Here is a 22,346-nt window from a genome sequence, read left to right on the forward strand (position 1 = left end):
GGAGACCGACATGCCTCTCATGGACATCAAGGTCCCCGACATCGGCGACTTCAAGGACGTCGCGGTCATCGAGGTGCTGGTGAAACCCGGCGACACCATCAAACTCGAGCAATCGCTCATCACCGTGGAGAGCGACAAGGCCTCGATGGAGATCCCGTCCTCGCAGGCGGGCGTGCTCAAGGAGCTCAAGGTCAAGGTCGGCGACAAGGTGAACATCGGCGACCTGCTCGCGGTGATCGACGGCGAGGGCGCGGCCAGCGCGCCGGCGCCCGCGGCGTCGCCCGCACCCGCACCCGCACCCGCCGCGGCCAGTCCCGCGCCGGCCCCGCGCGCGGCCACGCCCGCCGCCCCGGCTTACGCCGGTGCCGCCGACCTGGCGTGCGACGTCGTCGTGCTGGGCGGCGGCCCCGGCGGCTACTCGGCCGCCTTCCGCGCGGCCGACCTCGGCCTGAAGGTGGTGCTGGTGGAGCGCTACGCCACGCTGGGCGGCGTCTGCCTCAACGTGGGCTGCATCCCCTCCAAGGCGCTGCTGCACGTGGCCGCCGTCATGGATGAGGTGAACCACTTGGCCGGCTACGGCATCGAGTACGGCCGCCCCGTGGTCAACATCGAGAAGCTGCGCGGCCACAAGGACAAGGTGATCGGCAAGCTCACCGGCGGCCTATCGTCCATGGCGAAGATGCGCAAGGTCACCGTGCTGCGCGGTTATGGCAGCTTCGTCGGCCCCAACCACCTGGGCGTGGAACTCACCGAGGGCGCTGGCCAGAACAAGACCGGGAGCAAGCAGGTGGTGGCCTTCAAGAAGGCCATCATCGCGGCCGGCTCGCAGGCCGTGCGCCTGCCCTTCATGCCCGAGGACCCGCGCGTGGTCGACAGCACCGGCGCGCTGGCCCTGGCCGGCGTGCCCAAGCGCATGCTGATCCTGGGCGGCGGCATCATCGGCCTGGAGATGGGCACCGTCTACAGCACCCTGGGCGCGCGCCTGGACGTGGTGGAGATGCTCGACGGCCTGATGCAGGGCGCCGACCGCGACCTGGTGAAGGTCTGGCAGAAGATGAACGCGCCGCGCTTCGACAACATCCTGCTCAAGACCAAGACGGTGGCGGCCAAGGCCACGCCGGCGGGCATCGAGGTGAGCTTCGAGGGCGAGAACGCGCCCGCGCCGCAGACCTACGACCTGGTGCTGCAGGCCGTGGGCCGCAGCCCCAACGGCAAGAAGATCGGCGCCGACGCGGCCGGCGTGGCCGTCACCGAGCGCGGCTTCATCGACGTCGACATCCAGATGCGCACCAACGTGCCGCACATCTTCGCCATCGGCGACATCGTGGGCCAGCCCATGCTGGCGCACAAGGCGGTGCACGAGGGCCATGTGGCGGCCGAGGTGATCGCGGGCGAGCTGCAGGGCAAGGCCGACCTGGCCGCCGCCGCCTTCAATGCGCGCGTCATCCCCAGCGTGGCCTACACCGACCCCGAGGTGGCCTGGGTGGGCCTCACCGAGGACCAGGCCAAGGCGCAGGGCATCAAGGTCAAGAAGGGCCTGTTCCCCTGGACCGCATCGGGCCGCGCCATCGCCAACGGCCGCGACGAGGGCTTCACCAAGCTGCTGTTCGACGACTCGCCCGAGGCGCACGGCCACGGCCGCATCCTGGGCGGTGGCATCGTCGGCACGCACGCGGGCGACATGATCGGCGAGGTCGCGCTGGCCATCGAGATGGGCGCCGACGCGGTGGACATCGGCAAGACCATCCACCCGCACCCCACGCTGGGCGAGAGCATGGGCCTGGCGGCCGAGGTGGCGCACGGCAGCTGCACGGACGTGCCCCCGCCGCGGCGCTGAGCCGGCTCGCTCCGAGCGACAAAAAGCCCCCGGCGGTTCAACGGCCGGGGGCTTTTTTTGGGGGCAGGGCAATTCAAGCGCAAGGAGCGGAGTGTTCTGGCCGGCGGGGCTTCCTACACTGGACCCCATGCCAAGCGCCATCTGCCAGGACACCGCCGCGCCCCACGACTGGGTGGGCATCGAAGCGTCGCTCGACGCCCATGGCCACGCCGTGCTGCCCGGCCTGCTCACGGCGGCGCAATGCGAGGCCCTCGCGGCGCTTTATCCGCGCCAGCAAGGCTTCCGCTCGCGGGTGGTCATGGCGCGGCACGGCTTCGGGCGTGGCGAGTACAAGTATTTCGCGTACCCGCTGCCGCCGCTGCTGCACGAACTGCGCCACGCCCTGTATCCCCGGCTGGCCCCCATCGCCAACCGCTGGAGTCAGCAGCTGGGCCTGGCCACGCGCTACCCGGACGGGCTGGACAGCTTTCTGCGGCGCTGCCATGGGGCCGGCCAGACGCGGCCGACGCCGCTGATCCTGCGGTATGGCGAGGGCGACCACAACTGCCTGCACCAGGACCTGTACGGCGAGCTGGTCTTCCCGCTGCAGGTGGCCATCCTGCTGTCGCGGCCCGGCCGGGACTTCGAGGGCGGCGAATTCGTCATGACCGAACGATCGGGCGAGGGCCAGCGCGCGGAGGTGGTCCCGCTGGACCAGGGCGACGCGGTGGTGTTCACCGTCCATCAACGGCCGGCCACGGGCCGGCGCGGCGTGCGCCGGCTGGCCATGCGGCACGGCGTCAGCCGCGTGCACGCTGGCCTGCGGCACACGGTGGGCCTCATCTTCCACGACGCGGGTTGAGCATGGAAACGCTGGATCTGTTCGAGCCGGGCGAGCGCCAGCAGCGCCTGGGGCCCGGTGCCTGGCTGCTGCACGGCTTCGCCCTGCCGTGCGTGCCGCAGCTGCTGGCCGCCATCGCGGCCATCGAGGCGGTGTCGCCGTTCCGGCACCTGGTGACGCCGGGCGGTTTCACCATGTCGGTGGCGATGACGAATGCCGGCGAGCTGGGCTGGACCAGCGACCGCCGGGGTTACCGGTACAGCGCCATCGATCCCGAGCGCGGCAGGCCCTGGCCGGCCATGCCGCCCGCCTTCGCCGGCTTGGCCCACGAAGCGGCAGCCGCGGCGGGCTTCGAGGGCTTCGCGCCCGACGCCTGCCTGATCAACCGCTACGCGCCCGGCGCGCGGCTGTCGCTGCATCAGGACCGCGATGAGCGCGACGACACAGCGCCCATCGTGTCGGTCTCGCTGGGCCTGCCGGCCACGTTTCTGTGGGGCGGCCAGGCGCGCACCGATCCGACGCTCAAGTTGCCGCTGCGGCACGGGGACGTGGTGGTCTGGGGCGGCGCCGATCGCCTGCGCTTCCACGGCGTGTCACCGCTCAAGGACGGGTCCCACGCCGTGCTGGGCCCGCAGCGCATCAACCTCACGTTCCGCCGGGCAGGATGAACATGAACGCCAGCATCACCGTCGCCTACCGCACCGAGGACGAGCGCTGGGCCGCGGTGCAGGCCCGGGAAGCCGCCGCCGACGGGCACTTCGTCTATGCCGTGCGCACCACCGGCGTGTACGGTCCGCCCAGCTCGGCGGCGCGGCGGCCCCGGCGCGAGAACGTGGCCTTCTTCGATTCGGCCGACGCCGCCGAGGCGGCGGGCTACCGACCCAGCCGCCGCGCCCAGGGCGACCAGACCCGCGCGGCGGCCGCGCGGGCCGAGCGGGTGGCGCGCGCCTGCCGGCTCATCGAGGCCGCGCAGACGCCGCCCTCGCTGGACGGCCTGGCGGCCGAGCTCGGCATGAGCCCCTTCCACTTCCACCGCCTGTTCAAGGCCGAGACGGGCTTGACGCCCAAGGCCTATGGCTCGGCCTACCGCGCCCGCCGGCTGCGCGAGGAACTGGCCGCGCCCAAGGCGTCCATCACCGACGCCATCTACGGCGCGGGCTTCAACTCCAACAGCCGCTTCTACGAGGCCGCCGACCAGTTGCTGGGCATGCGGGCGCGCGACTACCGGGCCGGTGGCGCCGGGGCGCAGATCCGATTCGCGGTGGGGCAGTGCTCGCTGGGCGCGATCCTGGTGGCCCAGAGCCAGCGCGGCATCTGCGCCATCCTGCTGGGCGACGACCCGGAGGCGCTGGTGCGCGAGCTGCAGGACCAGTTCCCCCGGGCCCGGCTCATCGGTGGCGACGCCGCCTTCGAGCGCTGGATCGCCGAGGTCGTGGGCTTCATCGAAGCGCCCGCGATCGGCCTGCGGCTGCCATTGGACGTGCAGGGCACGGCCTTCCAGGAGCGCGTCTGGCGCGCCCTGCGCGAGATCCCGCCGGGCACGACCGCGAGCTACGCGGAGATCGCCGAGCGCATCGGCTCGCCCCGGGCGGTGCGCGCCGTGGCGCAGGCCTGCGGCGCGAACCGCCTGGCCGTGGCCATTCCCTGCCACCGCGTGGTGCGGTGCGATGGCGACCTGGCCGGCTACCGCTGGGGCGTGGACCGCAAGCGCGAGCTGCTGCGCCGCGAGGCCCTGGCGTGATGGGGCCGAGCGCCACGGTGTCCATCGACGCGCCCGTCGACGCGGCGGTCGAGCACCTCGACTGGGCCTCCCTCGCGGCGCAGCTGGACAGCGAGGGCCACGCCCTGCTGCCCGGCTGGCTGGGCGGCGAGGCGGCGCGCGGCCTGGCGCGGCGCTTCGCCGCCTCGGCCACCGCCCGCGTGCCGCTGGCCGCCCTGGGCCTGGGGCGCGGCGAGGCGCTGGGCGTCGACGGGCCGCTGCCGGCGCCGCTGGCGGCCTGGCGCGCGGCGCTCTACCGGCCCCTGGCGGGCATCGCCAACCGGTGGAACGAGACCTTGGGGCTCGATGGCCGCTACCCGGCGGCGCTGGACGGCCGTCTGTTGGACCCGCGGCGGGCGGGGCCGGTGCGGTGGCCGTGCTGCCTCAGCCGGCTCGGGGCCGGCGACGAGCTGCTGCTGCACCCGGGCCCGGTGGGCGACGCCGCGTTCCCGCTGCGGCTCGTCGTGCTGCTGTCGCAACCCGGCCAGGACTTCGAGGGCGGCGACTTCGTGATGACCGAGCAGCGCCCGCGCATGCAGTCGCGCCCGCTGGTGCTGCCGCTGCGGCTGGGCGACGCGGCCATCATCGTCACGGACCAGCGCCCGTTCCAGGGCGGCCGGGGCCACTACCGGGTGCGGATGCGGCACGCCATCGGCCGCGTGCGCCGGGGCGAGCGCCTCGGCCTGGCGCTGGACTTCCCCGCCGCTCCCTGAGGCCACGCGGGGGCGGCGCCCGCCTCAGCGCTCCGCGGCCCGCGACGGTCTCAAGGCTGGCTGGGGCCGGCGCCTTCGGGCACGCGGCGGGCGCCATTGAAGCGCTTGTTCCAGTAGGCCACGCGCATGTCCTCCACCCGCACCTGGGCGCCGGCGCGGGGCGAGTGAACGAACTTGCCGTCGCCGATGTAGATGCCCACGTGGCTGAAGGAGCGGCGCAGGGTGTTGAAGAACACCAGGTCGCCGGGTTGCAGCTCGCTGCGCTCGATGGGCTGGGTGGCGGCGGCCTGCTCGTCGGAGCGGCGCGGCAGCAGCTTGCCCATGGACTGCTCGTACACGGCGCGCACGAAGCCGCTGCAGTCGAAGCCGGTGTCGAAGGAGTTGCCGCCCCATTTGTAGGGCACGCCCAGGAAGGCCAGGGCGTTGATCACCAGGCTGGAGGCCTGCTGGCCGGCGGTGGTGCCGGCTTGCTGCACCTGCTCGCCCAGGCGGCTGATGAAGCCCTTGTCGGCGAGCATGGACTCCATGTTTTCCCAGCTCCCGCTGGGCGGCGCGGCCTGTGCCACGGCCGAACAGCCAAGGAGGAGGAAGGGGAGCCAGCGGCGCATGGGCGTGGAGGGTAGTGGCTGCCACCTCTCCCGTCAACTGAAAAAAGCCTTGTAACTGCTTGATTCAGGCCGATTTTGTTGCTTTGGTATTCGTTGGCAAGCTCACCATCATGGGCTGGCCGGGTTGGGTGCAGCCGCTGTCGCAGCAGCGGCCGGGCTGGCGGTTGCGCGTGATGGCGCGCGCCGGATCGGCGCTCAGGCCGCGCTCGAGCAGGCGCTCCACCAGGTCGACCTTGTCGCCCACCGGGTAGTGGCGCCAGATTTCCTGTTTCATGGCGGCCGGCGAGCCGCCGCCGTGCAGGCTGATGACGCTGTACCAGCCGCCCTGGTAGCCGGCGGTGAGGTCTTCGATGAAGCGCGCGGCCTGGATGCGCTGCTCGTAGGGCACGTCCGGGCTGGCGCGCAGCACGTCGGATAGCCGGCCCGCCGTCTCGGGGTTGTGGTCCTCGTCGGGGCCGGGCAGGGTGACGATGAGGCCGCCGCTCACGGTGTGCGCGAGGCGGTGCATGTCGTAGATCTTGGTGGCCAGCAGCAGCTTGCCGATGTTGGCGAACACCGGGTCGGGCATGAAGACCTCGGCGTGTTCGTCGCGCCGTCCGTAGACGCTGGCCGCCACGCCGCAGGCGTAGAAGCCTTCCACGATGGTGATCAGCTCCACCATCTGTTCGCGCAGGTGGCTTTCGGCACCCGGGTCGAAGCCGTTGGCCTCGCACATCAGCGCGCCGGCGCCGATCAGCAGGTCGCCGAAGCCGGCGCGCGCGGCGATGCAGGTTTGGCGGTGGTGGGTGGCGTAGCTGTAGGTGAGGTGGCCGGAGTGTTCCCACTCGCCAGCCAGGAACACGCGCTCCCAGGGCACGAAGACGCGATCGAACAGGCACACGCCGGTGCTCTGGCCGAAGCGGCGCGAGAAGAGGGCGTCGCCGTGCTCCAGCCGTTCGCCGGGGCGGCCCGCGGGCCGGGCCACGATGGTCAGGCCTTCGGCGTCCACCGGCACGGCGCAGCAGACGGCGAAGTCGGCGTCGGCCTCGCCCATGTTGCGGCAGGGCATGACCAGCAGTTCGTGCATATAGGGCGCGCCCGTGACGATGGCCTTGGTGCCGCTGATGACGATGCCCTTGGCGTTGCGCTCGACGATGTGCACATAGGTGTCGGCGTTGGCCTGCTGGTGCGGGCGGCGGCTGCGGTCGCCCTTGGCGTCGGTCATGGCCACGCCCAGGGTCAGGTCCTGGTCCTGCACGCGGTGCAGGTAGGCCAGGAAGCGGTCGCCACGTTCGCGCCCGCCGCTGGCGTCGTCCAGCCGGGCGCTGAGCTGGGCGATGGCGTGCAGCGCGTCGTGGGTGAGGTAACGCTGGGCGCAACCGGTTTCCTGGCAGATCAGCCGCACCGCCTCCAGCTTGTTCAGCAGGTCGCCGGCGCTGGTGGACAGGTGGGTCATGCGGTTCACCGTGCGCCCGCTGGTGGGCTGCGTGGCCGTCATCAGCGGCGCGTACTTCGGCTGGTGGGCGAAGTCGTAGGTCAGGGCCACGGCGTTGATGCCGGGCCGCAGCGCCGGGTCGTCGGCCACGCTGTCCACCCAGCGCCCGTCCACGCTCACCCGAGGGCGGTAGCGCCGCAGCGACTCGCGGTAGTCGGCGCCGGTCATCAGGGCTGGCGGGGGGGGCATGGTGTTCATGCATTTGTCTCCTGTTCGGGGGCCGTTGTTGCCGTTGAATTTTGGTAGTGACGATCAAAAGATTAAACAGTGTTCAATTCTTTGACAAGAGTTCATGAAATAAAACTAAGTTCGCCTCCCTCGCTACACTGCGCGCCATGAACGTGCACCTCGACGAGCTTCGTCCCTTGCCCAGCGCGGCCGACCAGGCCGAGGCCCAGCGCCAGCTGGAGCTGCGCCAGCAGCGGCAGCTGGCCATGTCGGACACGCGGCGGGCCCATGTGCTGGACGCGGCGCGCCGCGTCTTCGCCGACAAGGGCGTGGAGGGCGCCAGCATCCGCGAGATCGCGCGCGAGGCGGGCTATACCGCCGGGGCGCTCTACAGCTACTTCGACAGCAAGGAGGCCATCTACGGCGCGCTCCTGGCCGAGTCGCTGGACCGCCTGCTGGCCGAGGTGCAGGCCGCGCGCGCGCCCAAGGGCCAGCCGGGCCAGGCCCTGGCGGCCAAGGCCCAGGCCTGGTTCGGCTTCTACGCCAGCCACCCGCGCGACCTGGACCTGGGCTTCTACCTCGTCAATGGCCTGGCCCCGCATGGCCTGACGCACGAGCTGGACCGCGCGCTCAACGAGCGCCTGCTGGAGGCCCTGCGCCCCTGCGAACACGCGCTGGAGGACCTGGGCCTGCCGCCCGACGCCGCGGCACGCGAGAATGCCGCCCTGTTCGCCCACGGCATGGGGCTGCTGCTGCTCAAGCACACCGGCCGCATCCGGCTGTTCGGCCAGGCCGCGGAGGCGCTGTTCGCGCAGTACGTGGACCGCCTGGTCGAGCGCTTCGACCCCGCCGCGCCCGGCCGCACCCTGCCGCAGCGCGATCTGTTCGCCGATTGACCCTTTTCCCGCTCGCCATGCTGCTCGACGCCGACGACTCCCAACTGGTGCTGGTGGACTACCAGTCCCGCCTCATGCCCGCCATCCACGAAGGCCCGCTGGTGCTGGCCAACGCCCTGCGCCTGGCGCAGATGGCCCAGACCCTGGACGTGCCCGCCTGGGGCACCGAGCAGAACCCCGACAAGCTGGGCCCCAACCCGCCCGAGCTGCGCGCCCTGTGCCGCCGCACCCTGGCCAAGATGCACTTCAGCGCCGTGGCCGACGGCCTGGCCGACTGGCTGCGCCCGCCCGCGCGCCCGCAGGGCGGCAACGTGCGCAGCCTGCCCAAGCACCTGCAGAAGGAACGCGCCCAGACGCCGCGCGAGGCCGAGCGGCCCAGCATCGTCATCGCCGGCTGCGAGGCCCACGTCTGCCTCATGCAGACCGCGCTGGAGCTGCTGGAGCAGGAGTTCGAGGTCTGGGTTGTGACGGACGCCTGCGGCTCGCGCACCGAGCGCAACCGCGACGCCGCCTTCGACCGCCTGGCCGGTGCCGGGGCCGAACTGCTGACCACCGAGATGGTGGCCTTCGAGTGGCTGCGCACGGCCGAGCACCCCGACTTCAAGGCGGTGCAGGGGCTGATCAAGTAAGGCCCGCGCGGTCGGGCACTGGCGCGCGGGCCGCCTGGCCCGGTGGGCCAGGCCGGCGGCGCGGGCTCAGTCCAGGATGTCCAGGCGCTGCGGGCGCCAGGTGTAGCGCAGGGCCTTGAGCGGGGGCTCGCAGCGGGGCTTCATGGCGCCGGCGTCGAGCAGGCCCCAGTCCTGCCGGTGGGCATTGCCCAGCACGCGCAGCCGGTGCATGTCGAAGCAGGCCAGGTCCAGCGAATCGGGCACCAGCAGGACACGGCTGGGGTCCTCCTGCATCCAGCGCCAGGCGTTGCGCTCTTGCTCGGCCACCGGGGCCAGGACGCTGAAATGGGTCAGCGGCCGGTGCGAGAACAGCAGGAACTGCTCCTTGAACTGCAGCAGGCCGACCTCGTGCCGGGCGTCCACGGCGCGCTCGAGCGCTTGCATCAAGGCCTTGGGCGTGCGGTGGGCGTCCATCGCGGGCCAGACCCAGCAGGACAGCGCGAACCAGCACAGCAGCGATACGGCGGCCAGCGAGGCCAGCGCGTCGCGGCGCCAGGTGGCGGCGGCCAGGGCCAGCACGCCCACGCCCATGCCCAGCACGGGCAGGGCGATGACGGCCAGCACGTCGCCGTAGTCGTCGACCTTGGGCCCCAGCAGGGCGGGGTGCAGCCAGGCCACCGCGCCCAGCGCGGCCAGGCCCAGGCCCATCAGCACCACCACCGCCCGCAGCGCCAGGGCCGAGGTGCGCGTGCCGCCGTCGTCCAGCGCCCGCCGCCAGAGCGCGCCCGCCACCAGGCAGAGCATGGGCAGCGCCGGCAGGATGTAGACCACCCGCTTGCCCCGGCTCAGCGAGAAGAAGACCAGCACCATCAGCGCCCAGGTGAAAAGCACGCGGGCGGTGCTGTCCTCCTTGAGCAGGCGGCCCAGGCGCCGCCACTGCGTGAGCATCAGCACCAGCAAGGGCAGCCAGACGGAAGGGATGGCCACCGTGAACAGGTAGTGCCAGGCGTTGATGTGGCCCCAGGGGTTGGCGTAGCGGCCGGCGGTCTGGTGGAACAGGATGTTGTCGCGGTAGGCGCGCAGGGCGTCGCTGCCGGAGGCCGCGACCGTCCACAGCATGGGCCCCAGCCACAGCGCCAGCGTGCCCAGCAGCACCAGCAGGCCCAGCCAGCTCCTGGCGCCCCAGACCTTGCCCGAAGGCCCCGCGCCGGTGCGCGAGCCCCAGAGCGCGAAGGGGATGAGCATGAGCGCCGGCAGGAAGCCCACGCCCTTGGTCATGATGCCCAGCGCCATGGCCGCGAAGGCCCCGCAGTACCAGCCCCAGGACGGGCCCAGCACAAAGTGCCTCAGCAGGCCGTAGCAACCGAGGGTGATCCAGAACGTCACCAGCGCATCGAGCTGGGCCGATTTGGCCTGCATGAAGAACTGGGGCGTGAACAGCAGAATGAGCAGCGCGTACCGGGCGACGTCGCGTCCCCAGAGGCGGCGGCCGATGTCGTGCACCAGCCAGAGGGTGCCCAGCCCGGCCAGCGCGCTGGGCAGCAGGAAGGCCACTTTCAGCTGGCCGGTGGCCAGGTAGAACAGGGCCACCAGCCAGATGAAGACGGGCGGCTTGTCGGGATAGGGCTCGCCGCCGCGCATCGGGAACAGCCATTGGCCGGACTCGACCATCTCGCGCGCGATCTGCGCGAAGCGCGGCTCGTCGGCCGGCCAGGGCGAGCGCAGGCCGATGCCGGCCGCCAGCACGACGAGCGCGGCCAGCAGGATGAACGCGACGGGCCAGGCCCATCCGCCGTCGGCGGGGCGCTCGGCGTGGGTCATTGCGCCTGGGCCTCGCCGCGCAGGCGCTCCAGGCGCTGCCTGAAGCCGTGGCGGTACAGGTAGACGCCCAGCGCCGTGGAGGCGGCCAGCGTGGCCAGGCTGATCCACAGGTGCGCGCTGTTGTGCAGGGCCAGGCCCGAGCCCGCGTAGGCGAACAGCAGCATCTGCGGCAGGTAGCCCAGCAGGCTGCCCACGACGATGGGCCGAAGGTCCAGCCCCGACAGCCCGGCGACGATGTTGGTGGCCAGGTTGCTGCCCACCGGCAGCAGGCGCAGGATGCAGACCCACTTCCAGGTGTCCTCGGCCATGAGCTGGCGCAGCGCCTCGACCCGCCGCGGGTACTGGCGGCGCAGCCAGTCGCCGGCGGCGTAGCGCGCCACGACCATGGTCAACAGGGCGCCGAGTCCGGTGATGAGCGTGCTGACCAGCGCGCCCTGCCATCCCCCGAGCAGGTAGCCGCTGCTGAAGGCCAGCACCTGGCGCGGGCCGCCCAGGGCCGTGTAGACAACGCCGATGGCCACGAAGGCTGGCCAGGCGATGCCCCAGTGGTAGAGGAACAGCGCGTGCAGCAGCTCCTTCTCCGTGAAGGCGCCCAGCCAGCCCTCATGCAACGCCACGAAGGCCAGGCTGAGCGCGGCGGTGAGCAGCAGCGGCTTGGCGAAGAAGCGGAGCTCGGTCTTCACGGCATGGGCTCGCCAACGACCTCTTTGGACGACAGGGTGGGGTGCTGGCTGCGCAGCATCAGCCAGCGCACGCCCAGCATGTCGACGATACCGACCCACACCCGGTTCCAGGCGGTGTACTTGGACACGCCGGTGCGCCGCGGGCGGTGGTTGACCGGCACCACGGCGATCCGCCCGTCGATGCGCTGCACGAGCGCGGGCAGGAAACGGTGCATGTGGTCGAAATACGGCAGGCGTTGCCAGGTCTGCCGCGGGATCAGCTTGAGGCCGCAGCCGGTGTCGGGCACGCCATCGTCCAGCACGCGCCGGCGCACGCCATTGGCGATGCGCGACTGCAGGCGCTTCCAGCGCGTGTCCCGGCGGTTGCGCCGGTAGCCGGCGATGCAGAAGTCGGGGCCGGCCGCGCTGAGCCGGCGCGCTTCGGCGATCAGGGCGGGGATGTCGGCGGGGTCGTTCTGGCCGTCCCCGTCGATGGTGACGAGGTAGCGCCCCTGCGCGTGCTGCGCCCCCGTGGCCAGCGCGGTGCTTTGGCCGCAGCTGCGGGCGTGGCGCAGCAGCTGGCCGCGCACGCCCCGCTGGCGGCATTGCTCCAGGAATTCCGCACCGGTGTGGTCGGTGCTGCCGTCGTCGACCAGCACCACCTCGAACGCGTAGTCGGCGCCCAGGGCGGCGGCGATTTCCCGCACCAGGGGGCCGATGTTGCCGGCCTCGTTCTTGGCCGGTATCAGGACGGAGACTTCAAGGGCAGGGGGGTAGGGCATGGCGGCGTCGGTGGAAACGGAAATCGGGGAAGGCGGCGGCGCGCTGCCGGCGGGCGTCCACGGCCACAGCCGGTGCATGGCCAGGGCGCAGGCCGCGGCAATGGCCGCGCCCGCGATGACATCCAGGGGGAAGTGAACGCCCAGGGCCACGCGGCTCCAGGCGATGAGCAGGCCGGCGAGCAGGCAGAGCGCGCCGACCGCGCGCCGGGGCGCGGCCAGCAGGCCGGCGAACCCGAAGGCCAGGCCGACGGTGGCGTGGCGGCTGGGGAAGGCCGGCGAATTGCCATGCTCCAGCCACTGGGTGCCGATGCCCAGCGCCGCCGGGCGCGCCTGCGGCCACAGGCTGTGCAAGCCCCTGGCGATCAGCCAGGCGGCGCCCATGGCCAGCAGCATTTGCCAGGCGGTGCGCCGCCAGGGCTCGCCCAGGCTGAGCAGGACGGCGACCGAGAGAAAGGCGATCAAGGGGAGGTACTGGCTGGCGACGCGCGCGAGCAGCACCAGCGCGGCGGGAGCGGAAGGGGAGAGGTTCCACAGCGGCATCAGCCACTGGTTGATGGCGTCCATGGCACGTCCTGGCGGGGGCGGTGATCACGGCCGGCATCAGAACGGCGCAGGATTAAGCGGACGTTAGGCGCGGGCCCGGGCAGCGCGGGTTAGTCCCGTCAGCCCCACGCAAGCCAGGTCTCCATAATTAAGAATTCAGAAGCGGCCGCCAGCCGGGGCCGGCCGCACCAGGAGACACGCATGGGATACGCCGATTTCCACCGCCGCTCGGTCGAGGACCCCGAGGGCTTCTGGGCCGAGCAGGCCCGCCTGATCGACTGGCACACGCCCTTCACCCGCGTCTGCAACAACGACAAGCCGCCGTTCACGCGCTGGTTCGAGGGCGGCCGCACCAACCTCTGCCACAACGCGGTGGACCGGCACCTGAAGGACCGCGCGCAGCAGAACGCGTTGATCTTCGTGTCCACCGAGACCGACGTGGAGCGGATCTACAGCTTCGAGGCGCTGCACGCCGAGGTGCAGCGCATGGCCGCCGTGCTGCTCGCCCAGGGCGTGAAGCCGGGCGACCGCGTGCTCATCTACATGCCCATGATTCCCGAGGCCGCCTTCGCCATGCTGGCCTGCGCGCGCATCGGCGCCATCCACTCGGTGGTGTTTGGCGGCTTCGCCAGCCATTCGCTGGCCAGCCGCATCGACGACGCCACGCCGGTGGCCATCGTCAGCGCCGACGCCGGCTCGCGCGGTGGCAAGGTGGTGCCCTACAAGCCGCTGCTGGACGAGGCCATCACCCTGGCCCGGCACAAGCCCGCCTCGGTGCTGCTGGTGGACCGTGGCCTGGCGCCCATGGAGCGGGTGGCCGGGCGCGACCACGACTACGCCGCCCTGCGCGAACAGCACCTGAACGCGCAGGTGCCTTGCACCTGGCTCGACGCCACGGACATCAGCTACACCATCTACACCAGCGGCACCACGGGCAAGCCCAAGGGCGTGCAGCGCGACGTGGGCGGCTACGCGGTGGCGCTGGCGGCCAGCATCCGGCACATCTTCCTGGGCCAGCCGGGCGAGACCTATTTCTCCACCAGCGACATCGGCTGGGTGGTGGGCCACAGCTACATCGTCTACGGGCCGCTGATCGCGGGCATGGCGACCATCATGTACGAGGGCCTGCCGATCCGCCCCGACGGCGGCATCTGGTGGAAGCTGGTCGAGAAGTACAAGGTCACGGTGATGTTCAGCGCGCCCACCGCGGTGCGCGTGCTCAAGAAGCAGGACCCGGCCTACCTCAAGCAATACGACCTCTCCAGCCTCAAGGCGCTGTTCCTGGCCGGCGAGCCGCTGGACGAACCCACGGCGCGCTGGATCGCCGACGGCCTGGGCGTGCCCATCATCGACAACTACTGGCAGACCGAGTCGGGCTGGCCGATCCTGACCGTGGCCAACGGCGTGGAGAAGCAGCCCAGCAAATTCGGCAGCCCGGGCGTGCCCATGTACGGCTACCGCGTGAAGCTGCTGCACGAGTCCACCGGCGAGGAGCTGACCGGCGCCGATCAGAAAGGCGTGGTGGTGATCGAAGGCCCCACGCCGCCGGGCTTCATGCAGACGGTGTGGCGCGACGACGCGCGCTTCGTCAACACCTACTGGAAGAGCATCCCGGGCCAGCTGGTCTATTCGACCTTCGACTGGGGCATCCGCGACCAGGACGGCTACTACTACATCCTGGGCCGCACGGACGACGTGATCAACGTCGCCGGCCACCGCCTGGGCACGCGCGAAATCGAGGAGAGCATCGCCAGCCACGCCAACGTGGCCGAAGTGGCGGTGGTGGGCGTGGCCGATTCGCTCAAGGGCCAGGTGGCCATGGCCTTCGTGGTGGCCAAGGACGCCTCGGCGCTGGGCGACGCCCAGGCCCAGCTCCGGCTGGAAGGCGAGATCATGAAGCTGGTGGACGCGCAGCTGGGCGCGGTGGCGCGGCCGGCGCGGGTGCGTTTCGTCTCGCTGCTGCCCAAGACGCGCAGCGGCAAGCTGCTGCGCCGTGCGATCCAGGCCGTGTGCGAAGGCCGCGACCCGGGCGACCTGACCACCATGGACGACCCCGGCGCGCTGCAGCAGATCAAGGACCTGGTGGGCGCCGCCTGACCACCGCCCGGCCGGCGGCCGCCCGTTGCGGCCCGCCGCGCCCGTTCAGGCGGGTGCGGGCTCGGCCAGGGTGGCCAGCAGGTGGTCGCGGTAGCGCTCCATGGGCTTGGAGAAGTAGGCCGTGCGGCGCCAGAACAGGCCCAGGGGCGTGACCCAGGGGCCCTGCGGCGAGGCCACCGTGGCCAGACCCGCGCCCATGGGCGAGGCCAGCGTGTCCACCGTCATGGCGCTCAGCAGGTCGGTCTTGCGGATCAGCGTGGCGAACAGGCCGGGCGAGGCGTCGGCCTCCACCATCAGGCGCGGCTTGTCCAGGCCGGCCTGCGCGAACAGGGCCTCGACCCAGGTGCGCGTCATGATGCCGCGCGGCGGCAGCAGCCAGGGCTGCTGGCGCAGGTCGTCCAGGGTGCCGGGGCGGCGCAGCAGCCAGTGTCCCTTGCGCGCCACGATATGCGTTTCCTGCCGCCACAGCGGCAGGCAGGACAGCCCGTCCGGCACCGGCTCAGGGATGGCGGCGAGCGCGAAATCCAGCTCGCCGGCCTGAAGCGCGCGCAGCAGGCCGCCGCTGAGCTGCACGCTGACGAAAAAGCGCAGCGGGTCGTCGCCGCCCAGTAGCTGCGCCAGCACCGGCGCCAGCTTGGTGTCCAGGATGGTGGGCACCGCGCCCACGCGCAACTGCCCCGACTGGCCGGTCTTGAGGTCGGCGATCTCCACGCGCGTGTCGTCGACCAGCCGCGCGAGCGAGCGGCCGCGCTCGTGCAGCAGGCGGCCGGCGGCCGTGAGGGCCACGCCGCGCGGCAGGCGCTCCAGCAGGCGCACGCCCAGTTCGGTTTCCAGCCGGCGCACGGACTTGGACAGCGCCGGCTGCGTCAGGCCCAGGGCGTCGGCCGCCGCGTGCAGGTTGCCGTGCTCGGCGATGCGGGCGAAGGCCTGAAGGTCCTTGAGTTGCATGGGGCGAGCCTTGGCGGCGATGTTCTGCGATTCCAAAACGTTATCAGAAAACCCCTGTTTCGCCATCCATGCGGGGGAGGGCGCTTCCACAATGGCCCGGCGACAGTGCCCATGAACAACGACAGGAGACAAGCCATGCCCCCCGCCTCGATCCCGTTGCGCTTCCGCTGCCTGCTGCTGGCGGCGGCCGCGCTGGCCTGCACCGGCGCCGCCGCCCAGGCCGACGCCGGCTACCCCAACCGGCCGCTGCGCGTGGTGGTGCCGTACCCGCCCGGCGGCAACACCGACGACATGACCCGCGAGGTGATGAAGGAGCTGTCGGCGCGCCTGGGCCAGACCATCGTGGTGGACAACAAGCCCGGGGCCAACAGCATCATCGGCACCGAGTCCGTGGCCAAGTCGGCGCCCGACGGCTACACCCTGGGCGTGGTGATCGGCGCCTACGCCATCAACCAGTCGCTCTACAAGAAGCTGCCCTACACGCCGCAGTCGCTGGTGCCGGTGTCGCTGATGACGCGCACGGCCCTGGTGCTGGTGGCCGCGCCGCAGATGCCGGGCGCCTTCAAGGATTTCGTCGCCCTGGGCCAGAAGGGCCAGCCGCCGCTGAGCTACGCCACCAGCGGCAAGGGGGGGGCCAACCACATCCTGGGCGAGCGCTTCGCCGTCGCCACCGGCCTGCGCGGCGCCTTCGACGTGGCCTACAAGGGCTCGAACGAGGCGCGCGGCGACCTGCTGACCGGCCGCGTGCAGTTCAGCTTCGACGCCATCCCCACCATGGAGCCGCACATCGCCAAGGGCGCGGTGCACGCCCTGGCGGTGACCAGCCACCAGCGCTCGCCGCAGCTGCCGGCCGTGCCCACCATTGGCGAGCTGGGTCACCCGGAGCTGGTGACCTACGCCTGGGCCGGCCTGCTGGCGCCGGCGGGCACGCCGCCCGCCATCGTGGACAAGCTGTCGCGCGAGATCGCCCAGGTGATGAAGAACCCCGAGTTCCAGCAGCGGCTGGCGCGCAAGGGGTCCGAGGGCATCGGCGGCACGCCGGCCGAGTTCAGCGCCTTCCTGCGCGAGGAGGTCGACACCGCTGGCCAGATCGTGCGCCGCCTGGGACTGAGCGCCGACTGATGAACCGAACCGCTTCCAAGACCGCCAAGACCGTCACCATCGGCGGCGCCTGTGCCTTCGTCGGCGACAGCATCCTCGGGCCGCGCCAGCTGGTGGCGGTGCCGGGCATGCAGTACCTGGTGTTCGACTACCTGGCGGAGATGACGCTCTCCAGCTTCGCCCACACCCGCCAGGGCGACCCGGCGGCCGGCTGGGCCAGCGAGTTCGTCGAGCTCACGCTGCGCGAGATCCTGCCGGCCTGCCAGCAGCGCGGCATCCGCCTGGTGGCCAACGCGGGCGGCCTGAACCCGGCCGGCTGCGTCCAGGCCATCGGACGGCTGCAGCGCGAACTGGGCACCCAGCTGACGGTGGCCTGCGTCGAAGGCGACGACTGCCTGGACCTGATGCCCTCGCTGCGCGCGGCGGGCGCAGCGGACTTCTACACCGGCGAGTCCATGCCGGCCGAGCTGGTCAGCGCCAACGCCTACCTGGGCGCGCTGCCCATCGCGCGGGCCCTGGCGATGGGCGCGGACATCGTGGTCACCGGGCGCATCGTCGACAGCGCGACCACGCTGGGCGTGCTGATGCACGAGTACGGCTGGACGCCCGACGACCACGACGCCCTGGCCATGGGCTCGCTGGCGGGCCACATCCTGGAGTGCGGGCCGCAGGTCACGGGCGGCATCCACACCGACTGGCACACCGTGCCCGATTGGGAAAACATCGGCTACCCCGTCATCGAATGCCACGGCGCCGAGCACTTCGTGGTGAGCAAGCCCGCCGGCACCGGTGGCCTGGTCACGCGCGGCACGGTCAGCGAGCAGATCCTGTACGAGGTGGGCGACCCGGCCCGCTACCGGCTGCCCGACGTCTGCTGCGATTTCACTGGCGTCACCGTCACCGAGGCCGGCCCCGACCGCGTGGTGGTGCGTGGCGCGCGCGGCCAGGCACCCGGCCCGCACTACAAGCTGTCCGCCGCCTACCTCGACGGCTACCGCTGCGTGGCGCAGCTGCCGGTGTTCGGCATCGACGCGGTGCGCAAGGCGCGCCGCACCGGCGAGGCGCTGCTCGGCCGGGCCCGCGCCATGGCGCTGGCGCGCGGCCTGGGCGATTTCGAGAAGGTGGCCGTGGGCGTGGTGGGCGCGGAGGACGGCTACGGCCCGCGCGCGCGCGCCTTCGATCTGCGCGAGGCGATCGCGCGCGTGGCGGCAACGCACCCGCGCCGCGAGGCCCTGGAACTGTTCTCGCGCGAGGCGCGCGTGCCCGGCGTGTCGTTCGCGCCCGGCACCACCACCGGCAGCGCGCTCATGTTCAACAGCCGGCCCGTGGTGGAGCCGCGCTACCGCCTGTTCACCTGCCTGGTGGACAAGGCGCGGCTGGCGCCGCCGCGCGTGACGCTGGACGGGCAGTGCGTGAGCGTGCCCATCCCTGCCGGTGCGCCGTTGGCCGAGGCGCCGGCCGCGGCCCCGCGCGCCGACGCCGCGACCGCGACCGCGACCGGGCCCGGCGGGCGCCGCGTGCCACTGGTGCGCCTGGCCTGGGGCCGCTCGGGCGACAAGGGCAACACCTCCAACATCGCCGTCATCGCGCGCCGGCCGGCCTTCCTGCCCTTCATCGAGGCGGCGCTGAGCGCCGAGGCGGTGAAGGCCTACCTGGCCCACCTGGTCGAGGGCGCCGTGGTGCGCCACGCGGTGCCCGGCCTGCACGCCCTGAACTTCGTGCTGGACGGCGCCCTGGACGGCGGCGGCCCCAGTTCGCTGCGCCCCGACCCCATGGGCAAGGGCATGGCCCAGCAGCTGCTGGAGTTCGACATCCCCGTGCCCGACGACCTGGACGTCTGAGGCCGGCGGACGCTTCCCACCCCGCCCGGCACCGCCCGGGCCCCACCGAGGACACATTGCATGCTGGAACTTCACTATGGCCCGGGCACTTGCTCGTTCGTGGTCCACGCCGGCCTGGAAACCATCCGGGCGGCGATCGGCCAGGACTTCGCGGCGCACGCCGTGCGCCTGCACAAGGGCGAGCACCTGAGCGCCGCGCACCTGGCGCTCAACCCCCTGGGCCAGGTGCCCGTGCTGGTGGTCGAGGGCCGGCCGCTGACCCAGGTGCTGGCCATCGCCGACTACCTGGACCGCCGCTTCCCCCAGGTGGGCCTGCTGCCCGCCGACCCCTGGGCGCGCGCGCAGGCCATGTCGCAGCTCGCCTTCATGAACAACACCGCGCACCCCACCTTCGCCCACGTCTTCAAGCCCCACCTGTTCGCCGAGGACGAGGCCGTGCACGCCGAGCTCAAGCGCTTCAACACCAAGCGCTTCCGCGATCACCTGGAGCGCATCCAGGGCTGGGTGGCGCAGGCCACGCCGTTCTGGTTCGGCGAGCGGCCGTCCTTCCACGACGCCTACGCGCTCACCCTGCTGCGCTGGGGTGGCTACGCGGGCATCGACCCGCAGGGCCTGCCGGCGCTGTGGGCGCACGCGCAGCGCGTGGCCGCGTCGGCGCCGGTGGCGGCCGCCATGGCGCGCGAAAAACTGGAACTCAACGTCTACCGCGCCGCGGCCTGAGCGAGGAACCCATGGACTTTTCAAGCTATTCGTCGCTTCAGTTCGCGCGCCGGGGCCGCGTGCTGGAGATCACCATGAACCGGCCCGACAAGCTCAATGCCATCGACGAGCGCATGCACGCCGAGCTGGCGCGCGTCTTCGTCGAGGCCTCGGGCGACCCGGACAGCGACGTGGTGGTGCTCGGCGGCGCGGGCCGCGCCTTCTCGGCTGGCGGCGACATCGACTGGATGCAGAAGATGATCGACGAGCCGGGCGCCTTCGAGACCACGGCCCGCGAGGGCAAGCAGATCGTCTACTCGCTGCTGGACTGCGAGAAGCCGCTGGTGGCCAAGCTCAACGGCCACGCCACTGGCCTGGGCGCCACCATCGCGCTGTTCTGCGACGTGGTGTTCGCCGCCGAGACCGCCAGGATCGGCGACCCGCACGTCAGCGTGGGCTTCGTGGCGGGCGACGGCGGCGCGGTGATCTGGCCGCAGCTCATCGGCTACGCGCGCGCCAAGGAGTACCTGATGACCGGTGACCTGATGAGCGCCGCCGAGGCCGCGCGCATCGGGCTCATCAACCACGCCGTGCCGGCGGCCGATCTGGACGCGCGCGTGGCGCAGTTCGCCGATCGGCTGGCGGGTGGGGCGGTCAAGGCCATCCGCTGGAGCAAGATGGCCGTGAACATCGGGCTCAAGCAACTGGCCCATTCGATCATGGACGCCTCGCTCGCCTACGAGGCCCTGTCCAACCGCAGCCAGGACCACCAGGAGGCGGTGAACGCCTTCCGCGAGAAGCGCGCGCCGGTGTTCACCGGTCGCTGAGGCAGCGATGGCCGGTCCCGACTTCGAGCCCCCATCGCCCGCGCAGCTGCAGGGGCTGAGCGTGAGCGCGCTCATCGATCGGCGGGCGCTGCAGCGGCCCTCGGCCATCGCCCTGTCCGCGCGCGCCGCCGCCGGGCACCGCGAGCGCCTGAGCTATGCCCAGCTCGCGCGCTGGCAGCGCCGCGTGGGCGAGGGCCTGACCCGCTGGGGTGTGGCGCGCGGCGACCGCGTGGCTGTCTACCTGGACAACGACGCCGGCCGCGAGGCGGTGCTCACGGCGCTGGGCTGCTGGGCCATCGGCGCGGTGGTGGTGCCGCTCAGCACGCGCGGGTCCGACGAGCAGCTGGCCCAGGCCCTGGCCCTGGTGCGGCCCCGCCTGGTGGTTGGCCTGGCCGCCAGCGCGCCGCGCCTCGCGGCGGCCAGCGGTGTTCCCCTGGCGCTGCTGGACGGGCCCGAACCCGCCTGGCCGGCGACCCTGGACGGGTCGGCACCGGGGCTGGCCGAGGCGGCTGGCCCGCCCGTGTCGCCCACCGAACCCGCCTGCCTGCTGTTCACCTCGGGCACCACGGCCCAGGCCAAGGCGGTGGTGCACACCCACCGCAGCCTGCTGCATGCGGGCCTGGCCATGGGCGCCGCGGTGGGGCTGGTGGCCGGTGACCTCTACCAGGGCGCGTTTCCCTTTTTCACCAGTTCCTGCCTGAACCTGGGCTGCATGTCCTCCTGGGTGCATGGCGCGGGTTTTGTCATGGAGCACCACCTGGACAGCGCGCAGCGCTTGGCCCTGGCCGACGCCGAAGGCACCACCGTCTACCACGGCGTGCCCTCGGTGATCCAGCTCATGCTGGCCGAGGCCGAGCGCGGCGCCGAGGGCCTGTGGCGCGTGCGGCGCCTGGCCTACGGCGGCGCGGCCATGCCGGCGCCCCTCATCGGGCGCGCGGCGGTCCGCTGGCCCTGGATGGAGCAGGTGCACGTCTGGGGCATGACCGAGAGCGGTCCGGCCGGCGCCTACCTGCCGCCGCACTGGCTGCCGGCCAAGGCCGGCCTCATGGGCCAGGCCATGCCGCACTGCGAGCTGCGCGTGGTGGACGGGGCGGGGCGGCCGGTCGGGCCCGGCACCCCGGGCGAGCTGCTGTTCCGCGGCCCCAGCCTGGCGGCTGGCTATTTCGAGGACCCACAGGCCACCGCGCTCGCTTTCCGCGACGGCTGGCTGCACACCGGTGACCTGGTGGTGGCCGACGGGGACGGGCTGCTGCGCTTCATCGACCGCGTGAAGGACGTGATCAACCGCGGCGGCCTGAAAGTGTCCTCGGCCGCCGTGGAGGCCGCGCTGATGCGTTTCCCTGGCATCGCGGACGTGGCCGTCGTGGCGGTACCCGACGAACGGCTGGGCGAGGAGGTGGCCGCCTGCGTCGTTCCGGCGCGGGGCCACACCCTGGACACGCAGGCCCTGGGCGAGTGGTGCCGCGCCCACCTGGCCCGCCACGAGGTGCCGCGCCGCTGGGCGGTGATGCCGGCGCTGCCGCGCAACCCCATGGGCAAGGTGCTCAAGCGCGAACTGCGCCAGGCGCTGGCGGGCGAGGGCGGCTGAGCGCGCCTCCCGCCGCAGGCCCTGGCGGGCTGGCTAGGCGGGGGCCGGGGGCCAGGGCTATCATCCATGCTTATATTTCCAACCAAGCGCGGATGCCATGGCCGACATGATCGCCAGTGATGCCCAGGTCGAGAAAGGGCGGGTCTTTGAACTCGCCGCCGAACTCTTCGGCGTGCTCTCCACCCCCATGCGGCTGCGCATCCTCAGCGCCCTGTGCGATCAGGAAAAGTCGGTCTCCCAGCTGTTGCGCGAGATCGACACCACCCAGCCCAACCTATCGCAGCACCTGAACCTGCTCTACCGCTCGGGCGTGCTCGCCAAGCGCAAGGACGGTACGCAGGTGTTCTATCGTGTGCAGAGCGAGAAGGCCGTGATGCTGTGCCGCACCGTCTGCACCCAGATCGCGATCGAGATGGACGAGCCGGCCTCGGTGCCGGCGTCCGAGCGGCTGTCGCCGCGCGTGGCGCCCTGAGCACGCCCGCCGGTCACGCCCGCTTCACCACCCGTCACAGTATCGGCGTGGGCTTTGGCCCATGATCGCCCCCTTGGCGCGG

Annotated in this window: 20 protein-coding genes; 14 read left to right on the forward strand and 6 right to left on the reverse strand. The window is 72.1% G+C overall.

The genetic code is table 11. The annotated features are described in order from the left end of the window. Positions 1-10 precede the first annotated feature (10 nt). From lpdA to BHU06_RS15060, 5 genes are all read left to right on the forward strand, one after another. On the forward strand, positions 11-1,837 hold the full coding sequence (lpdA, locus tag BHU06_RS15040) for a dihydrolipoyl dehydrogenase (RefSeq protein ID WP_070400019.1): 1,827 nt from the start codon (positions 11-13) through the stop codon (positions 1,835-1,837). Between the two features lie 127 nt (positions 1,838-1,964). Then, positions 1,965-2,678 (forward strand): 2OG-Fe(II) oxygenase, encoded by a 714-nt coding sequence (locus BHU06_RS15045; protein WP_070400020.1) that lies wholly within the window; start codon positions 1,965-1,967, stop codon positions 2,676-2,678. 2 nt (positions 2,679-2,680) lie between these two features. Continuing rightward, on the forward strand, positions 2,681-3,325 hold the full coding sequence (alkB, locus tag BHU06_RS15050) for a DNA oxidative demethylase AlkB (protein WP_070400021.1): 645 nt from the start codon (positions 2,681-2,683) through the stop codon (positions 3,323-3,325). Next, the gene (gene ada / locus BHU06_RS15055) at positions 3,322-4,398 is read left to right on the forward strand and encodes a bifunctional DNA-binding transcriptional regulator/O6-methylguanine-DNA methyltransferase Ada (protein WP_070400022.1); all 1,077 of its coding nucleotides are present in this window, start codon (positions 3,322-3,324) and stop codon (positions 4,396-4,398) included. Before alkB ends, ada begins: the two co-directional genes overlap by 4 nt. Then, complete coding sequence (locus BHU06_RS15060) at positions 4,398-5,129, forward strand: 2OG-Fe(II) oxygenase (protein WP_070400023.1); 732 nt, start codon at positions 4,398-4,400, stop codon at positions 5,127-5,129. The genes ada and BHU06_RS15060 overlap by 1 nt, the downstream gene beginning before the upstream one ends. 50 nt (positions 5,130-5,179) lie before the next feature. On the opposite strand, the gene BHU06_RS15065 is transcribed toward BHU06_RS15060, so the two are convergent. Both BHU06_RS15065 and BHU06_RS15070 read right to left on the reverse strand, forming a co-directional pair. Then, positions 5,180-5,737: a C40 family peptidase gene (locus BHU06_RS15065; RefSeq protein ID WP_070400024.1), complete on the reverse strand. Its 558-nt coding sequence runs from the start codon at positions 5,735-5,737 to the stop codon at positions 5,180-5,182. A 64-nt stretch (positions 5,738-5,801) separates the two neighbouring features. Further along, on the reverse strand, positions 5,802-7,409 hold the full coding sequence (locus BHU06_RS15070) for a 4-hydroxyphenylacetate 3-hydroxylase family protein (RefSeq protein WP_070400025.1): 1,608 nt from the start codon (positions 7,407-7,409) through the stop codon (positions 5,802-5,804). Between the two features lie 137 nt (positions 7,410-7,546). Here BHU06_RS15070 and BHU06_RS15075 point away from each other — a divergent pair, with 137 nt between their 5' ends. After that, a complete protein-coding gene (locus BHU06_RS15075; protein ID WP_070400026.1) occupies positions 7,547-8,275 on the forward strand; it encodes a TetR/AcrR family transcriptional regulator in 729 nt (242 codons plus the stop codon). A gap of 17 nt (positions 8,276-8,292) precedes the next feature. Then, the gene (locus BHU06_RS15080) at positions 8,293-8,904 is read left to right on the forward strand and encodes an isochorismatase family protein (protein WP_070400027.1); all 612 of its coding nucleotides are present in this window, start codon (positions 8,293-8,295) and stop codon (positions 8,902-8,904) included. A 66-nt stretch (positions 8,905-8,970) separates the two neighbouring features. On the opposite strand, the gene BHU06_RS15085 is transcribed toward BHU06_RS15080, so the two are convergent. Genes BHU06_RS15085 through BHU06_RS22165 form a run of 3 tightly spaced genes read right to left on the reverse strand, consistent with a single transcriptional unit; the run spans position 8,971 to position 12,712 of the window. After that, positions 8,971-10,704, reverse strand: a complete 1,734-nt coding sequence (locus BHU06_RS15085; RefSeq protein ID WP_070400028.1) for a glycosyltransferase family 39 protein — start codon at positions 10,702-10,704, stop codon at positions 8,971-8,973. Next, the gene (locus BHU06_RS22845) at positions 10,701-11,387 is read right to left on the reverse strand and encodes a TVP38/TMEM64 family protein (protein WP_175442864.1); all 687 of its coding nucleotides are present in this window, start codon (positions 11,385-11,387) and stop codon (positions 10,701-10,703) included. Before BHU06_RS22845 ends, BHU06_RS15085 begins: the two co-directional genes overlap by 4 nt. Continuing rightward, positions 11,384-12,712, reverse strand: coding sequence for a glycosyltransferase (locus BHU06_RS22165; RefSeq protein ID WP_083293258.1), 1,329 nt, complete (start codon positions 12,710-12,712; stop codon positions 11,384-11,386). Before BHU06_RS22165 ends, BHU06_RS22845 begins: the two co-directional genes overlap by 4 nt. 180 nt (positions 12,713-12,892) lie before the next feature. Between BHU06_RS22165 and BHU06_RS15100 the strand changes: the two genes are divergently transcribed. Next, a complete protein-coding gene (locus tag BHU06_RS15100; RefSeq protein WP_070400029.1) occupies positions 12,893-14,788 on the forward strand; it encodes a propionate--CoA ligase in 1,896 nt (631 codons plus the stop codon). A gap of 45 nt (positions 14,789-14,833) precedes the next feature. On the opposite strand, the gene BHU06_RS15105 is transcribed toward BHU06_RS15100, so the two are convergent. Next, positions 14,834-15,736, reverse strand: coding sequence for a LysR family transcriptional regulator (locus tag BHU06_RS15105; protein ID WP_175442865.1), 903 nt, complete (start codon positions 15,734-15,736; stop codon positions 14,834-14,836). Positions 15,737-15,871: 135 nt separating this feature from the next. On the opposite strand from BHU06_RS15105, the gene BHU06_RS15110 reads away from it, so the two are divergent. From BHU06_RS15110 to BHU06_RS15135, 6 genes are all read left to right on the forward strand, one after another. After that, positions 15,872-16,858 carry a tripartite tricarboxylate transporter substrate binding protein gene (locus BHU06_RS15110; protein ID WP_070400031.1) on the forward strand — a complete coding sequence of 329 codons (987 nt, stop codon included), beginning with the start codon at positions 15,872-15,874 and terminating at the stop codon, positions 16,856-16,858. Further along, the gene (locus BHU06_RS15115) at positions 16,858-18,678 is read left to right on the forward strand and encodes an acyclic terpene utilization AtuA family protein (protein WP_070400032.1); all 1,821 of its coding nucleotides are present in this window, start codon (positions 16,858-16,860) and stop codon (positions 18,676-18,678) included. The genes BHU06_RS15110 and BHU06_RS15115 overlap by 1 nt, the downstream gene beginning before the upstream one ends. Before the next feature lie 60 nt (positions 18,679-18,738). Next, positions 18,739-19,398, forward strand: a complete 660-nt coding sequence (locus BHU06_RS15120; RefSeq protein ID WP_070400033.1) for a glutathione S-transferase family protein — start codon at positions 18,739-18,741, stop codon at positions 19,396-19,398. A gap of 11 nt (positions 19,399-19,409) precedes the next feature. Next, positions 19,410-20,204 carry an enoyl-CoA hydratase/isomerase family protein gene (locus BHU06_RS15125; protein WP_070400034.1) on the forward strand — a complete coding sequence of 265 codons (795 nt, stop codon included), beginning with the start codon at positions 19,410-19,412 and terminating at the stop codon, positions 20,202-20,204. A gap of 7 nt (positions 20,205-20,211) precedes the next feature. Then, the gene (locus BHU06_RS15130; RefSeq protein WP_070400035.1) at positions 20,212-21,792 is read left to right on the forward strand and encodes a class I adenylate-forming enzyme family protein; all 1,581 of its coding nucleotides are present in this window, start codon (positions 20,212-20,214) and stop codon (positions 21,790-21,792) included. A gap of 97 nt (positions 21,793-21,889) precedes the next feature. Beyond that, positions 21,890-22,264: a helix-turn-helix transcriptional regulator gene (locus tag BHU06_RS15135; protein WP_070400036.1), complete on the forward strand. Its 375-nt coding sequence runs from the start codon at positions 21,890-21,892 to the stop codon at positions 22,262-22,264. Positions 22,265-22,346 lie beyond the last annotated feature (82 nt).

The sequence above is a fragment of the Hydrogenophaga sp. PML113 genome (assembly GCF_001777155.1).
Classification (GTDB): Bacteria; Pseudomonadota; Gammaproteobacteria; order Burkholderiales; family Burkholderiaceae_C; genus Hydrogenophaga; species Hydrogenophaga borbori.

What these genes read in the sequence shown, in the direction of transcription:
- lpdA (WP_070400019.1), top strand. Translation starts at nt 11, where the DNA reads ATGCCTCTCATGGACATCAAGGTCCCCGACATCGGCGACTTCAAGGAC.
- BHU06_RS15045 (WP_070400020.1), top strand. Translation starts at nt 1,965, where the DNA reads ATGCCAAGCGCCATCTGCCAGGACACCGCCGCGCCCCACGACTGGGTG.
- alkB (WP_070400021.1), top strand. Translation starts at nt 2,681, where the DNA reads ATGGAAACGCTGGATCTGTTCGAGCCGGGCGAGCGCCAGCAGCGCCTG.
- ada (WP_070400022.1), top strand. Translation starts at nt 3,322, where the DNA reads ATGAACATGAACGCCAGCATCACCGTCGCCTACCGCACCGAGGACGAG.
- BHU06_RS15060 (WP_070400023.1), top strand. Translation starts at nt 4,398, where the DNA reads ATGGGGCCGAGCGCCACGGTGTCCATCGACGCGCCCGTCGACGCGGCG.
- BHU06_RS15065 (WP_070400024.1), bottom strand. Translation starts at nt 5,737, where the DNA reads ATGCGCCGCTGGCTCCCCTTCCTCCTCCTTGGCTGTTCGGCCGTGGCA.
- BHU06_RS15070 (WP_070400025.1), bottom strand. Translation starts at nt 7,409, where the DNA reads ATGAACACCATGCCCCCCCCGCCAGCCCTGATGACCGGCGCCGACTAC.
- BHU06_RS15075 (WP_070400026.1), top strand. Translation starts at nt 7,547, where the DNA reads ATGAACGTGCACCTCGACGAGCTTCGTCCCTTGCCCAGCGCGGCCGAC.
- BHU06_RS15080 (WP_070400027.1), top strand. Translation starts at nt 8,293, where the DNA reads ATGCTGCTCGACGCCGACGACTCCCAACTGGTGCTGGTGGACTACCAG.
- BHU06_RS15085 (WP_070400028.1), bottom strand. Translation starts at nt 10,704, where the DNA reads ATGACCCACGCCGAGCGCCCCGCCGACGGCGGATGGGCCTGGCCCGTC.
- BHU06_RS22165 (WP_083293258.1), bottom strand. Translation starts at nt 12,712, where the DNA reads ATGGACGCCATCAACCAGTGGCTGATGCCGCTGTGGAACCTCTCCCCT.
- BHU06_RS15100 (WP_070400029.1), top strand. Translation starts at nt 12,893, where the DNA reads ATGGGATACGCCGATTTCCACCGCCGCTCGGTCGAGGACCCCGAGGGC.
- BHU06_RS15105 (WP_175442865.1), bottom strand. Translation starts at nt 15,736, where the DNA reads ATGCAACTCAAGGACCTTCAGGCCTTCGCCCGCATCGCCGAGCACGGC.
- BHU06_RS15110 (WP_070400031.1), top strand. Translation starts at nt 15,872, where the DNA reads ATGCCCCCCGCCTCGATCCCGTTGCGCTTCCGCTGCCTGCTGCTGGCG.
- BHU06_RS15115 (WP_070400032.1), top strand. Translation starts at nt 16,858, where the DNA reads ATGAACCGAACCGCTTCCAAGACCGCCAAGACCGTCACCATCGGCGGC.
- BHU06_RS15120 (WP_070400033.1), top strand. Translation starts at nt 18,739, where the DNA reads ATGCTGGAACTTCACTATGGCCCGGGCACTTGCTCGTTCGTGGTCCAC.
- BHU06_RS15125 (WP_070400034.1), top strand. Translation starts at nt 19,410, where the DNA reads ATGGACTTTTCAAGCTATTCGTCGCTTCAGTTCGCGCGCCGGGGCCGC.
- BHU06_RS15130 (WP_070400035.1), top strand. Translation starts at nt 20,212, where the DNA reads ATGGCCGGTCCCGACTTCGAGCCCCCATCGCCCGCGCAGCTGCAGGGG.
- BHU06_RS15135 (WP_070400036.1), top strand. Translation starts at nt 21,890, where the DNA reads ATGGCCGACATGATCGCCAGTGATGCCCAGGTCGAGAAAGGGCGGGTC.